Annotated in this window: 12 protein-coding genes; 3 read left to right on the top strand and 9 right to left on the bottom strand. The window is 59.8% G+C overall.

Annotation, left to right across the window (positions count from 1 at the left end):
- Positions 1-38 precede the first annotated feature (38 nt).
- The 7 genes from AWB64_RS19325 to AWB64_RS19295 form a co-directional block, all read right to left on the bottom strand.
- Positions 39-776 carry an SDR family oxidoreductase gene (locus AWB64_RS19325; RefSeq protein WP_060857026.1) on the bottom strand — a complete coding sequence of 246 codons (738 nt, stop codon included), beginning with the start codon at positions 774-776 and terminating at the stop codon, positions 39-41.
- A 3-nt stretch (positions 777-779) separates the two neighbouring features.
- Entirely contained in the window at positions 780-2,327 is a 1,548-nt protein-coding gene (locus AWB64_RS19320; protein WP_060857025.1) for an FGGY-family carbohydrate kinase, read from the bottom strand.
- 67 nt (positions 2,328-2,394) lie between these two features.
- Complete coding sequence (locus AWB64_RS19315; RefSeq protein WP_060857076.1) at positions 2,395-3,480, bottom strand: alcohol dehydrogenase catalytic domain-containing protein; 1,086 nt, start codon at positions 3,478-3,480, stop codon at positions 2,395-2,397.
- Positions 3,481-3,553: 73 nt separating this feature from the next.
- Complete coding sequence (locus tag AWB64_RS19310; protein ID WP_244164120.1) at positions 3,554-4,543, bottom strand: ABC transporter permease; 990 nt, start codon at positions 4,541-4,543, stop codon at positions 3,554-3,556.
- A gap of 7 nt (positions 4,544-4,550) precedes the next feature.
- Positions 4,551-6,074 (bottom strand): sugar ABC transporter ATP-binding protein, encoded by a 1,524-nt coding sequence (locus AWB64_RS19305; RefSeq protein WP_060857023.1) that lies wholly within the window; start codon positions 6,072-6,074, stop codon positions 4,551-4,553.
- Between the two features lie 49 nt (positions 6,075-6,123).
- On the bottom strand, positions 6,124-7,050 hold the full coding sequence (locus AWB64_RS19300) for a substrate-binding domain-containing protein (protein ID WP_060857022.1): 927 nt from the start codon (positions 7,048-7,050) through the stop codon (positions 6,124-6,126).
- A gap of 132 nt (positions 7,051-7,182) precedes the next feature.
- Positions 7,183-8,187, bottom strand: a complete 1,005-nt coding sequence (locus tag AWB64_RS19295; RefSeq protein WP_082850548.1) for an AraC family transcriptional regulator — start codon at positions 8,185-8,187, stop codon at positions 7,183-7,185.
- Positions 8,188-8,576: 389 nt separating this feature from the next.
- Between AWB64_RS19295 and dalD the strand changes: the two genes are divergently transcribed.
- The 3 genes from dalD (at position 8,577) to AWB64_RS19280 (ending at position 12,643) form a co-directional block, all read left to right on the top strand.
- On the top strand, positions 8,577-9,968 hold the full coding sequence (gene dalD / locus AWB64_RS19290) for a D-arabinitol 4-dehydrogenase (protein ID WP_060857074.1): 1,392 nt from the start codon (positions 8,577-8,579) through the stop codon (positions 9,966-9,968).
- A 115-nt stretch (positions 9,969-10,083) separates the two neighbouring features.
- Positions 10,084-11,565: a xylulokinase gene (gene xylB / locus AWB64_RS19285; RefSeq protein WP_060857021.1), complete on the top strand. Its 1,482-nt coding sequence runs from the start codon at positions 10,084-10,086 to the stop codon at positions 11,563-11,565.
- A gap of 130 nt (positions 11,566-11,695) precedes the next feature.
- Positions 11,696-12,643 carry a sugar-binding transcriptional regulator gene (locus AWB64_RS19280; protein ID WP_060857020.1) on the top strand — a complete coding sequence of 316 codons (948 nt, stop codon included), beginning with the start codon at positions 11,696-11,698 and terminating at the stop codon, positions 12,641-12,643.
- Positions 12,644-12,710: 67 nt separating this feature from the next.
- Here AWB64_RS19280 and AWB64_RS19275 read toward each other — a convergent pair whose 3' ends face one another.
- Both AWB64_RS19275 and AWB64_RS19270 read right to left on the bottom strand, forming a co-directional pair.
- On the bottom strand, positions 12,711-13,832 hold the full coding sequence (locus tag AWB64_RS19275) for an ABC transporter ATP-binding protein (RefSeq protein WP_060857019.1): 1,122 nt from the start codon (positions 13,830-13,832) through the stop codon (positions 12,711-12,713).
- Positions 13,833-13,881: 49 nt separating this feature from the next.
- A complete protein-coding gene (locus AWB64_RS19270) occupies positions 13,882-14,580 on the bottom strand; it encodes an HAD family hydrolase (RefSeq protein ID WP_060857073.1) in 699 nt (232 codons plus the stop codon).
- Positions 14,581-14,590 lie beyond the last annotated feature (10 nt).

Below are 14,590 nucleotides of genomic sequence, written 5' to 3'. Positions count from 1 at the left end.
CGCAAAACCCAAAAAAGCAGGACCCTCGCCCAAAAACCTCACCGCGCGATAAACCCGCCATCAACAGGCAAAACAATCCCTGAAATCATGGCTGCAGCATTGCTCAAAAGAAAAAGCACTGGCGTGGCCACCTCATCGGGTTCAACAAACCGTCCCAAGGGAATAGCCTTCAAAGCAGGCTCCCTCTTGGCGGGTTCGCTCCAGGCCTTGACGGCCATTGGCGTAAGCGTGACGGTTGGATTAACGCTATTCACGCGAATCCCAAAAGGCCCAAGCTCTAGACACATCACCCGGGTAATGGAATCAAGTGCAGACTTAGAAGCACAATAAGCCAGATGCTCTTCGAGCCCGACCAACCCTGCCTGGCTCGAAACATTCACAATACTGCCGCGCTTGCCTGCTGCGATCATCGCGCGCGCGACTTGCTGCGCAACCAGCGCCGCACCGCGTGCATTCACTGCCATGACCTGATCGAAATCGGCGGCGGTGAAATCAATCGCTTTATCCAGCGCCGTCGTGCCGGAGCAATTCACAAGGCCATCGAAGGCATCGAGATTTTCAAAAGCTTCCGCTATCCGCACTGGATCGGAAACATCGAGAAGCAACGGCTCGCAGCCGGTTTCACTAGCAAGCGCATCCAACGCAGCCACATTGCGGCCGGCCGCGACCACCCGCGCCCCCGCAACACGCAACATGACGGCAATAGCCCGTCCAATCCCGCTCGATGCACCCGTAACCAAAACCGACTGCCCATTGAAATCGAAATGTGTTTGCATGATTCAACTTGCCTGCAAGCGATGCATGATGGGCTTCAAAGCCGGATAAAGATCGACATACACGCCAAAGCGTTCGGCGTACAACTTTTGACGCTGGGCATCGGGACGAGCGCGTTCCACCAACGTCACCCACCCTCCCTCGGCCGTCTCGCGCGTAATGAGGTTCGTGCCAAGAGCGGCAAGCAGCGCGGCGCCCATGGCGGCTTCGACCTCTTCTTCGATCGACCACACCGGATACCCCGTAACGTCCGCGATGATCTGCATCCAGAGATCGGAATGCGCCGCGCCGCCCACGACGATCAACTTCTCATCCAGCGACTGCGCACCGCGACGCCCCGCCTCCATGTTGTGCCTGAGCGCAAACGCCACGCCTTCCAGCACAGCCCGATACAACGTCGCACGAGTGTGATAAAGACTCAACCCGACGAACGTGCCGCTCGCCTTTGCGTCCCAAACCGGACTGCGCTCGCCCATCAGATACGGCAGGAACACAACGCCATCGGAACCGGCGGCTATTTTCGCCGCGGCCTCTTCAAGCAGCTTGTGCGGATCGCCATGAGCGGTTGCTTTCGCCGCTTCGGTCTCCGCATGGCAAAACTGTTCGCGATACCACGTGACCGACGCGCCCGCAGTGATCGCGCCGCCAAAGATATAGATGTCCTTCTGCGAGTTGTAGACATGCGGCATGCTGATCAGACCGTGACTGGCATCGACGTTCTGATTGATGTAGCCCCAACACATGCTCGTGCCGATCATCGCAACATGGTGGCCCGCGCGCGTGACGCCGGCAGCAAAAGTGGCGACGGCGGCATCCACGCCACCGGCAATGATCGGCGTATCGTTTGCAAGGCCAAGCTCAGCAGCACATTCAGGCAGCAAGCCACCCACGATCTCCGACGAATCCACGAGCCGCGCGGGCATCATTGAAGCGGGAATGCCAAGCATGTCCAACGCTTCTTGCGACCATGACCGCCTGGCGATGTCATACACACCGCCAATATTTCCGGCCGAACTATGATCGACCGCCAGTTCGCCTGTCAGTTCATGAACGATGTACGCGTTCGGCGGCAGGAAATAACGGGTCTTGCTCCATACATCGGGCTGATTATTCTTGAGCCATAGCATCTTGGTATAGCCGTAATAGCTGTCTATGCCATTGCCGGTTATCTGCTTGAGCCGCGTAGTATCGACAGTCTTTTCGACCCATTCCATTTCATGCGTCGCACGGCGATCCATCCAGATCAGACATGGATATAAAGGGCGCATTTCAGCGTCGACGGGAATGCCAGATCCGCCGTACAAGCTGCCTATGCAGACCGCCTTGATGTCGCTTTTGACGATGCCCTCGACAAGGGCTTTCGTCACGCAAGCCTTGATTGTCTTTTTCACGGCGTCGAGCCACACCGACGGCCACTGCTCCGCCCAAAGCGGCTTGGGCGTGTCGGGATGGTAAGCGCTCGAATGCTGCGCGACGATCCCGCCCTGCAGATCGACCAGCAAAGCCTTGGTGCTTTGCGTGCCTATATCGACGCCTATTACGTAAGAAGCCATTGCCTCGCTCCATGTCTCAAGATTTTCCGCGCGCTGACCCAGGCGGATTTATTGTGCGTGGTCTAGTTTAGCGCGGCTTCAACAAAACCTTGATCGAGTCGAGCGAATCCGCGACCTTGATTGCCTCATCCCATTCTTCCAGCGTAAAGCCATGCGTCACAATACCCTTGGATGTCACAAGGCCTCGTGCAAGAAGGTCGATGGCAATCGGGTAACAATACGGTCCGAGGTGAGCGCCGCGTACATCCAGTTCTTTGCGGTCGCCAATGATCGACCAGTCCACGGTTGTGTCGCTTCCGAACACCGAGAACTCGACGAAGCGCCCAAGCTTGCGAATCATTTCGAGTCCTTGCGATACACCAATGGGCGCGCCCGTTGTCTCGATGTACACGTCGCATCCATATTGATCCGTGATGGACTTGATGATCGCCAGACCATCTTCGTTCTTCGGATTGATCGTGATGTCCGCGCCATATTCCCGCGCAAGCGCAAGGCGCTCTTCCACCAGATCGATCACGACGAGCTTTCTAGGCGTCTTGAGATGCGCAACTTGCGTCATCATCAAACCCAGCGGCCCCGCGCCCGCGATCACCACAACGTCGTCAAGCTGTATATCGCCGCGATTCACCGTATGGATCGCACACGCCAACGGTTCGATGATCGCCGCATCTTCCAGTGATATGCCATCGGGAATCTTATGGACGATGGCAGTCGGTGGAATACGCATGTACTGCGCCATGCCGCCGTCCGCAACCTCGCGCTGAAAGCCGAAGATGTTATGCACTTCGCACATCCAGTACTGTCCGGACTTGCAATAGCGGCACTTGCCGCAAGGCACGATCTGCTCGGCGATCACGCGCTCGCCCAATTCCACGCCGAAATGTTCCGCCGCGCCATCGCCAAGTTCCTCGACATAACCAAAGAATTCATGGCCCGGAATGACGGGCGCTTTCACCCACGGACTAGGGCCGCCCCAAAACATCTTCGCGCCCGAATGACATTTGCAGTCGCTGGCGCAAATGCCGCATGCGGCAATGCGAATCACCAGTTCATTTCTCGCCGCCTTCGGCCGCTTGACCGTCTCGACGCGATAATCCTTGGGCGCATGACAGACAATGGCCGTCATGCTCAACGCTTCATTTGATGTGCTCATAGTGCGCTCGTTGTAGTCGTCGTGTTTAGCTGAGGAAATGCCGGTTTCCATTTTTCTATTCGTTATTCTTTAGTCACTTACGGCGGCGGTCCCGACTGATATAGATCGCTAGCAAGATGATTCCACCCTTGATCACGTTCTGCACATACGGATTCACACCAACCATATTCAAGCCGTTATTCAGTACGCCGAGCAACAGCGCGCCAATCAACGTGCCGACAATCGATCCGCGGCCGCCCGAAATGGACGTTCCGCCCATGACCACGGCCGCGATTGCATCGAGTTCGAAACCCACGCCGGCGTTCGGCTGCCCGCTCATCAGACGCGCGGTCAACACAATGGCGGCAAGCGACGACGTGAGCCCCGCCAATCCATAGACGATCAGCTTGACGCGCGCGACGCGTACGCCCGACAAACGCGTGGCGTCCTCGTTGCCGCCGATCGCGTAGACGTATCGCCCGAACGGCATGCGTTCCAGCAACACCCACGCAATGAAATACACCACGAGCATGATGACCACGGGCATTTGCACGCCAAGCACTTTGCCATTGCCAAAGAACGCGATCCAGTCGGGCAAGCCGTCGATTGGATAACCGCCGGTGTAGATCAGCGCAAGCCCGCGGGCCACGCCCATGGTCGCGAGCGTGACGATGATCGGCGGCATGCCCGCGAACGCCACGAACAGCCCGTTCGCCACGCCAAAGCCAAGCCCGACGGCGATGCCCACAACCAATGCCGCGACCGCATTCAGGCCCGACACCATCAGGCCCGCCGCAAGTGTGCCGGACAACGCCATGACCGATCCCACCGACAAGTCGATGCCGCCCGTCAGGATCACGCATGTCATGCCGACCGCGATGATCGCGTTGATCGACACTTGCCGCGCGATGTTCTCGATGTTGGCCGCCGACAAGAAGCTGTTGCTCGCGAACACCATCACCACGCATACGACGATCAAACCAACGAACGGATAAAAGATCGTCGATCGTTTGAGTCCCGCCCACGTGAAGCGCACGGGTGCGCCCGGCGATGCCGGATCAACGGTCGCGGTCTTGGGTTCCATCGATAATTTACTCATGGCTGACTCCCTGCCCGGCTGACGCACGGGCGGTGGTTGCGTGCGTCATGATTGCATTCGACGTGATCTCGTCGCCTTCGAGAATGGCTTCTATGCGGCCTTGCCGGAACACGGCCACACGATCGCTCATGCCAACAATTTCGGGCAGTTCCGACGAGATCATGATGATTGCGTAGCCCCGCTCGGTCAGCTCGCGCATCAGCATGTAGATCTCGGCCTTGGCGCCAACGTCGATACCGCGCGTGGGTTCGTCGAAGATCAAGATGTTCGCGTGGTGATTCAGCCATCGCGCGATCACGACCTTCTGCTGGTTTCCGCCGGATAACGTGGACACCTGCGTATTCATGGTCGGCGCCTTGACGCCCACGCGCTTCATGATCGCAGCGGTGGTTCGCGCTTCATTGCGTCTGTCGATAAAAAATCGCGCTTGCCGATACTTGCCAAAGTTGTTGATCGAGATGTTCTGCTTGATCGAGAAGTCCGTAATCAGACCTTCAGTCTTGCGGCTCTCGGGCAGGATGCCAATGCCAGCATCGAGAGAAGCCGCGGGATCGGCGAGCTTCATATCGGTCCCGTTGATCTTCACTTTCTTCACGTGCGCGGGATCGGCGCCAATCACCGCAAGCGCTGTTTCCGTGCGCCCCGACCCGACCAATCCGGCAAAGCCCAGAATCTCGCCTTCACGCAACGCGAACGCATTCGTGGGACCGTCCTTGTCGATCTGCAATGCCTCGACATCGAGCACGGTCTTCGCGCTCGCGCGCGGCGCGGGCTTTGGCGGAAAGCTGTTCTCTATCTTGCGTCCGACCATCATCTCGACAAGGCGGCTGACGTCCGTATCGGCGACGGCTGTATCGCCCACATACTGGCCGTCGCGCAACACCGTGATGCGGTCGCACACTTCAAAGATTTCATCGAGGTGATGCGAGATGAAGATCATGGCCACGCCTTGCGTCTTCAACTCGCGCATGATGACAAAGAGATGTTCCGCTTCCGAAGGCATGAGCGTTGCAGTGGGTTCGTCCAGGATCAGGATGCGCGCCTCAAGCGACAACGCCTTGCCGATCTCGATGAACTGCTGCTGCGCCACCGACAGTTCGCGAATCGGCACGGACAAGTCGACATCCACTTTCAGCCGCGCGAAAATCTCCGCTGCCGAACGCCGCATGGCTGCGCGGTCCAGCAAGAATCCTTTCTTCAGTTCGCGGCCGAGAAAGATGTTCTCGACCGCGTTGAGAAACGGAATCAGGCTGAATTCCTGGAACACGATGCCAATCCCGGCCGCGACTGCATCGTGATAATCCGCGAACGCGCGGGTCTCGCCGTTGAGCGTGATCGTGCCTTCGTCGGGCTGATATATGCCGCTCAGGATTTTCATCAGCGTGGACTTACCCGCGCCGTTCTCGCCGAGCAGCGCATGCACTTCGCCGGCAGCCACGTCGAGATGAATGCCCTGCAACGCCTTCACGCCGGGAAAGCTCTTCGTGATGTTGTCGAGTCTGAGAATGGAGTTCATCGTGCTCACCTGCCGGAACGTGTCTCGGGACAATGCTTTTGAAACCCGCTTACCAGCTAAAGCCCTTGGCGTTGCTCTTGTCGATCATCTTCACGTCGATAGGAATCGCCTTCGGCACATTGGCGCCCCACTTCTTCGCAAGCGCAATGCCAATTGCAATGCGCACCTGATCGCGCGGAAATTGCGCCGACGTTTCAATGAACTTCGAGTCCGGTTTCTGCATGGCCGTGATCGCCTCCGGCGCACCGTCCACGCTCGTCAGCTTGATGTCCTTGCCCGACGCTTCGATAGCGGCCAGCGCGCCCATCGATCCACCATCGTTCACACTGAACACGCCCTTCAGATTCGGATGCGCCTGGATCATGTTCTCGGTGACCGATAACGCGGTCGCGCGTTCCTGCTTGCCGTTCTGTGTATCGACGATCTTGATGTTCGGGAACTTCGCGAGCGCCGCCTTGCAGCCGCGCACGCGTTCGAGAATCGGCACGACCGGAATGCCGTCGAGGATCGCCACTTCGCCCGTGCTGCCGAGCGTCTTGCCCAGGTATTCGCACGACATGACACCGGCATCGTAATTCTTCGATCCCACGAACGAGTCCACCGGGCCGTTCGCGTTGGCGTCCACCGCGACCACGACCACGCCCGCTTTCTTCGCGGCGTTCACGGCTGAAACAATGCCGGTCGAATCAGTCGGATTCACCAGCAGGATGTCGATTTTCTTTTGCAGCATGTCTTCAACGTCGCTGACCTGCTTGCTGACGTCGTGGTGCGCGTCGGTCACGACAACCTGTGCCCCGATGGACGCGGCCGCTTCGTTCAACGCCTTCTGCATGGAAACGAAATACGGATTGTTCAACTCCTGGAACGTCATGCCGATCTTCAATGGCTCGGCGGCCTGTGCGCCCGCCACTGAAAGCGCTGTGGCGAGACCTAACGTAGCGAGGGCGAGTTTCTTCGGGAAAGCGAAAGCGTGCATGGCTGTCTCCATCTCTTGTTGATTGGACTTGGGTACGTCGTTGGAACACTCGAACCGCGAGGACGAGTTCGCCCGGCGCGGTGCTTTTTCAAGCACCGCGTTACACGGTTTTCTCAGGAAAGTAAGAAGGCGCTAGCCGAATGCTTCGAGCGCCGGCTCGGCCTCGGACGATTCAGTTGCACTGGCAGCATTGAGCTGCTGGTAAGCGCGCCATCGCGAAGGCGACATGTTCTTGAGCAACAGGAACTGCCGGTTGAAATTGGACAGGTTGTTAAAGCCGACCTGATAGCAGATATCGGTGATATTCAGTTCTCCCGACATCAGCAACTGGCACGCGAGATTGATGCGCAGACGGTTCACGTATTGCACGAACGGCAAGCCCGTGTGCCGGCGGAAATATCGCGAGAATGCGCTCGCGCTTTGCCCCGCGAGTTCGGCAAGTTCCGTTTCGCGCAGTTCCTGCGACAGGTTCTTGCCAATATAGGAAAGCACATGATTGATGCGCGCCTCCGCATAACGCGCCGGGTCCGCACGATACGCGGCGCTCGCGAGCTTGACGGGATTGGCGCTCTGCACGAGCAGATCGAGCAGCGCCAGAAACAGCGTGATGCGCCGCATGCCTTGCGCGCTCAACATCTCGCGCATGATCGGTTCGGCCGCCGCGCCCGTTTCCGGCGTGAACAAAACGCCCCAGCACGATGCATCGAGCAGGGATTCCACGCGCTTCAGTTCGGGAAACACGTCGATGGCGCGCGCCACGAACTCCGCATCGAATTGCAGGATCAGACAGCGTTCGTTCACATGGTCGCCGGGCGGCACGTCGCTGACCCAGTTGTGCGGCAAGTTCGGTCCCATCATCACCAGATTGCCCGGCACGAAACTGCCGATGTGATCGCCAACGAAGTATTTGCCCGTGGTCGTGGTGATGAGCTGGATCTCGTACTGCGGATGGAAGTGCCAGCGCACGGTGCGGTAAGGGTAACCATGCGACCAGACTTTGAATGACTCGTCGCGCGCCACATCCACGAGTTCGAGATCGGGCTGGACGATGTTGGCACGACGCGCGGTAGTGCGTGCCGCACGGCAGTAGCCGCATGCGCCGCATCGACATGTCGTGTCATTCAAAATGGTGTGCATCTTGTCTTCCTCCTGACCCGCTGCTTTTTTCTGGCCGCGTTCGCGATGTACTCACGAGGATGCCTCGCGCCGTGCCATGACCGAAAATTAGCCTTGCCGCGGGTATTTCACCACTGAAAATGGAACTGCTCCCCGATACTTTTTTGCATTCGGGTAAGTCCTGATGCCGGAAAGAGTCAAAATTTGTGCATAGCAGCAGCGCGTTTTCACCGCGTTAAATGCTGCGGAGCGCCTTGACTTTCATCGAATCGAATACGATCATTCGCTCACAGAACGAGCAAATGATCGTGGTGACGGCAAGTGGCGTCAGCCAGAACCCGCCACGGCACGAGACACAGCACCGCGCCCCAAGCACAACCCACGGCGCATCCAGATCAGAGGAAGACACCATGACGTCCGAAAACCAAACAACCGCCGATGTGATCCTGCACATCGGCGCGGGTTCTTTTCACCGTGCGCATCAGGCGTGGTATCTGCACCGCCTGATTGAATCGGGCGATACGCGCTGGTCGCTGACCGTCGGCAATATTCGCGGCGACATGAATGCGGTGCTCGAAGCGCTGGCCGCCCAGAACGGCACCTATACGCTCGAAACCGTCACGCCGCAGGGTGAACGCAAGTACGAGACCATCCGTTCGATCAAGAAGGTCGTGCCGTGGGCCGCGGACCTGGACGCGCTGGTTGCGGCAGGCGCGGCGCCCGAGTGCAAGATCGTATCGTTCACGGTGACCGAAGGCGGTTATTACCTCGACGAACATCACAAGCTCGATACAGCCAATCCCGATCTCGCCGCGGACCTGAAAGGCGCGCGCACGACCATCTACGGCGCGCTCGCCGCGATTCTGGATGCCCGCATGAAGCAGAACGCAGGCAAGGTGACGCTGCAAAACTGCGACAACCTGCGCAGCAACGGCGACCGCTTCAAGGCGGGCATGCTCGAATTCCTGCAGTTGCGCGGCGAAACGGCATTGCGTGAATGGATGATCGCGAACACAGCGTGTCCAAACGCGATGGTCGACCGCATCACGCCGCGCCCCACGCCGGATGTGCGCGAACGCGTGCTGGCCGCTACCGGTTTCGACGACAAGGCGCCCGTCATGGGCGAAGCATTCATTCAGTGGGTGATCGAGGACGCGTTCATCGCCGGACGTCCCGCCTGGGAAAAGGTCGGGGCCGAAATGGTCGACTCTGTGCATCCCTACGAGGAAGCCAAGATCCGCATTCTCAACGCCACGCATAGCTGCATTGCCTGGGCGGGAACGCTGATCGGCTATCAATACATCCACGAGGGCACGCAGGACGCGCAAATCCGCGCACTCGCCGATGACTACGTCACGCAGGACGTGATCCCGTGCCTGTCGCCAAGCCCGATCGACCTCGCAAAGTACCGCGATGTCGTGCTCGACCGCTTCGTCAATCCGTATATTCAGGACACGAACCAGCGCGTGGCCGCCGATGGTTTCTCGAAGATCCCGGGGTTTATCGCGCCGACGTTGCGTGAATGTTTCGCACGCAAGACCGATCCGGACGCGACCGCCATGCTGCCCGCGCTGTTCTTCCGTTTTCTCGAACGCTGGCACGAAGGCAAGCTGCCGTACGCGTATCAGGACGGCGTGATGGACGCGGCGAGCGCGCACGCTTTCTTCGAAGCGGCCGATCCGGTGAAGGCTTTCGTCGCGGACAAGCTACTTTGGGGCAGCCTTGCCGGGAGCGCTGATCTCGAACGCGTGCTGCGCGCGGCGCTGGACCGAGTCGACGCGTGGCTTGCAAAGCGCGCCTGAGCGTCCCACATTTCATACCCCCGTCCGGTGTTATGCCAATGGCGCAACACCGGCAGCGGCGCTACATTAGCGCCTCCGGTTTTCTCCGCTTCAAGCCTTCAACAAGGGTTCGTCCATGTATTTAGGCATCGATCTCGGCACCTCCGAAGTAAAAGTCCTGCTGCTCGCGAGCGACGGCAGCGTAGTGGGCACAGCGGGTACGCCATTCACCGTATCGCGCCCGAAACCGCGCTGGTCGGAGCAAAACCCGCTCGACTGGTGGGACGGCACGCGTGCCGCCCTGTTCGCCCTGCGCGATAAATTCCCGGAAGAGTTCGCGCAGGTTCGCGGTATCGGCTTGTCGGGACAGATGCACGGCGCCGTGCTGCTCGACTCCGAAGACCGCGTGCTGCGTCCCGCGATTCTCTGGAACGACATGCGCAGCGACAAGGAATGCGACGAGCTGACGCAAACCGCGACGGAGTTGCATGCAATCGCTGGCAATCTCGCGATGCCCGGCTTCACCGCGCCCAAGCTGCTGTGGGTGAAGCACAACGAGCCGGAGATTTTCAACCGGACGGCATGCGTGTTGTTGCCAAAGGATTATCTACGCTTGCATCTGACAGGCACGAAGGTGTCCGACCCTTCAGATGCAGCCGGAACCTTATGGCTCGATGTGGCCCGCCGTGACTGGTCGGACGAACTGCTCGCCGCGTGCAGCATGACGCGCGCGCAGATGCCGGCGCTCGCCGAGGGCAGCGAGCCGTCGGGCACGCTGCTGCCGGAACTCGCCCGCGAACTCGGTTTGCGCGATGGGGTGATCGTCGCGGCCGGTGGCGGCGACAACGCGGCGAGCGCGGTGGGTATCGGCGCTACGGAACCGGGCGATGGATTTTTATCGCTGGGAACGTCGGGCGTGTTGTGCGTTGTCGGGGATCGCTTCCGGCCCAATCCGGCGTCCGCCGTGCATGCGTTTTGTCACGCCATTCCGGACAGATGGCATCAGATGAGCGTGGTGTTGTCGGCGGCGAGTTGCTTGCGCTGGGTCTGCAAACTGACCTCCACCGACGAACCCACGCTCCTCGCCGAAATCGAGGCGCTCGATCCTGCTGCGCTGGAAATCGCGCCGCTGTTCCTGCCGTATCTCAGCGGTGAACGCACGCCGCACAACGACCCGTACGCGCAAGGCGTGTTCTTCGGCATGACGCACGCGACCGATCGCGCGTTGCTCGGTTACGCGGTGCTCGAAGGCGTGACGCTGGCGCTGACCGATGGACTCGACGCATTGCAGGCAGCCGGCACGGAAGTACACGCGTTGTCGCTGCTGGGCGGCGGCGCGCGCAGCAAGTACTGGGGCCAGTTATTGGCTGATGCCCTCAACACGCGCACGCGCACGCATGGCGGCGGTGAAACCGGCGCTGCATTGGGCGCGGCGCGTCTCGGCTGGCTTGCGGCGGGCGGCGACCCCGCTGTCGTGCTCGCAAAGCCGCCGGTGAAGGATGAATTCGTGCCGAACCCGGCGCGCCACGCAATCTTGCGGCAGCGGCTGAAGGGTTTCCGCGAGCTTTATCAGCATGTAAAACCGTTGTTCGATCCGGCGCGGCCGCGCCTCGCCTGACAATTCGGCGCAGAAGAATTTCAACAAGCTCTGCGCGCCGGAGCGTGCACAATATCGATCAATCCGCGCGCCTCCATGGCGCGCGTTTCTACATGTGTATTCGATATAAACGACCTGACATCGAGCTCCCGTGCCCAAGTCCAATGAAAAACTCGATCTCGCCACCCGCGCCGCGTGGCTCTATTACGTCGCGGGAAACACGCAGAATGAAATCGCGGAGAAGCTGCAGATTTCGCGGCCCGTCGCGCAACGCCTCGTTGCGTTCGCGGTGGAGAAGAACCTGATCCGCGTGCGCGTGGACCATCGCGTGGCGGATTGCTTGTCGCTGGCGGCGCAGTTATCGAAGCGCTACGGTTTGTCCATGTGCGAGGTCGTTCCTATCGATGGCGACTCGCCCGAGCAGGTGGACCGCAAGCTCGCGGTCGCGGGCGCGCAAGTCATGGAACGTTATCTCACCGATGAAAAACCACTGGTCGTCTCGATCAGCAGCGGCCGGACGCTCAAGGCCGTGGTTGCGCAAATCGGGCAACTGGAGCGGCCGCAGCACCGGTTGGTATCCATGGTTGGAGCGATCGCCCAGGACGGCTCCTCGAACCGCTACGACGTCGCGCAGCACCTTTCCGAGAAGACCGGCGGCAAACATTTCATGCTGCCTGCACCGTTGATGGCCGATAGCCGCGCCGAGCGTGCGCAGTGGGTCAATCACCGGTTGTACAGAATCGTGGATGCATTGTCCGAGAACGCCGATGTGGCGTTCGTTGGTATCGGCAACATGGGGATCAACTGCCCGCTGCACGAGGACGGGTTTATCACGACCGCCGAAGTCGAAGAGATGATGGAAGGCGGCGCGGTGGCAGAACTGCTTGGATTGCCTATAGATGCTGAAGGTGTCAGGGTGAAATCGACGACCGGCGAGCGCGTGACGAGCTTGCGGCTCGATACGCCGCCGAAGCGCCCGACGATCGGCTTTGCCGGCGGAATGAGAAAGCGCGCTGCGGTAATTGCGGCGTTGAAAGGGAAATGGCTGTCGGGGTTGGTGACGGACGAGTTATGCGCGCAGGCTGCGTTGGAGGCTTGATTTCAAGGCTCCAAATGCGAAAACACCCGGACATGTCCGGGCGTTTTCGTGTGAGCGCACAAAAAAATCAAGCCGCCGACAACACCTCCACAATCTTCCGTTGATACGCAATCCCTTCGGCATTGAACAGATGACAATGCTCGGGCATGGCGCCGAGCTTGAGCACTTCGCCACGCGAATGGCGCTCGAGCGGCGGAATCCGGGCGATGATCCCATCCGGCGCCACCGATGACTCCGCGTACAGATAAGCGGCATCGCCAAGCGATTCGACGGCCATTGTCTTCGCCGATACACCGTGCTCAACCGTCGCCGCCGTCCCCGCATGCAAATGCTCGGGACGAATGCCGATCATCACGGCATCGCCAACCCTGGCGTTACCCGGCTCAACGGCGGCAAGCTGCGTCTCACCCGTTGCATACTTCACGAGCACGCCATCGCTTAGCACCTGCGTGACTTCGCCATTGAAAAAATTCATCTTCGGCGATCCAATGAACCCCGCCACGAACTTGTTCTGCGGCGCGTGATAAAGCTGGTTCGGCGTGCCGACCTGCTCCACATTCCCCGCCGACAACACCACGATCTTGTCCGCGAGCGTCATGGCTTCGACCTGATCGTGCGTCACGTAGATCATGGTCGTCTTCAACTCGTCGTGCAGGCGCGCAAACTCGAGGCGCATCTTCACGCGCAATGCGGCGTCGAGGTTGGACAGCGGTTCGTCGAAGAGGAACACTTTTGGCTTGCGCGTAATCGCCCGGCCGATAGCCACCCGCTGACGCTGCCCGCCCGACAATTGCTTAGGTTTCCTGTCGAGCAAGTGATCGATGTGAAGAATCTTCGCGGCTTGCTTGACCGCCGCGTCGATTTCCGGCTTCTTCGTGCCGGCAAGCTTCAAACCAAACGCCATGTTGTCGTAGAGCGTCATGTGCGGATACAACGCGTACGACTGGAACACCATCGCAATGCCGCGCTTGGCGGGCGGCACGTCGTTCACGCGCACGCCGTCGATAGTCAGGTCGCCGCCGCTGATATCTTCCAGGCCGGCGATCATCCGCATCAGCGTGGACTTGCCGCAACCGCTTGGCCCCACGAACACGACGAACTCACCGTCGGCGATATCGAGGTTCACGCTGCGAATCACTTCGGTTTCTTCGTAGCGCTTGTTGATGTTGCGCAGATTCAGGCTTGCCATGATGGAGTCTCCGTCTTTAACTTCGCTTTGTTTTCTGCGAGCACGAGGCTCAGGGCAGTTCAAAGCTTGCGTTTTGCAGCCACTGCTCGACAAGCGCGGGGAGCTGTCCCATTTCGTCGAACACGACACTTGCGCCAGCACGTTTCAGCGCATCGATTTGTCCTTCACTTGCATGACCGCCGCCCACGAAACCCAGCACCGTCATGCCCGCCGCCGAGGCGGCCGTCACGCCGGTCACGCTGTCTTCCACCACCACGCAACGCTCGGGCGCGACCCTGAGCGTGCGCGCAGCCGAGAGATACACGTCGGGCGCGGGCTTCGGGTTCGGCACGGTATCGGCGCAAAAAAGACGTTCGCCGAAAAAACGCACGAGACCCGTTCGGCTCAGCACGGCTTCCACGTACGACGTAAAGCTGTTGCTTGCGCAGGCCTTGCGCAGCGCGATACCGGCAAGGGCCGCCTCGATGCCATCGACCGCCGGCGCTTCCACCGCCGACGCTTCCACGACAGCGCGGATCGCATCGATCTGCGCGGCGTCGAGCGACTTGCCGAGTATGTCGGCCGAGCGCCTGAGCACCGTTTCAATCCGCAAACCAAGCAACGGCGTGACGATAGGTTCAGCGTCCACGCCAGGCCATAGCGCCTCGATTTCCTGCACGAGCATGCGGCCCGCAATGGCTTCGCTGTCGATCAGCACGCCATCGCAATCGCATATCAGCAAGTGGTCGTCGTGGGCAGCGGCTGCAATGGATGCATCC

Source organism: Caballeronia sordidicola (assembly GCF_001544455.2).
Lineage (GTDB): Bacteria > Pseudomonadota > Gammaproteobacteria > Burkholderiales > Burkholderiaceae > Caballeronia > Caballeronia sordidicola.
This window is presented reverse-complemented; position numbering and strand designations above follow the sequence as displayed.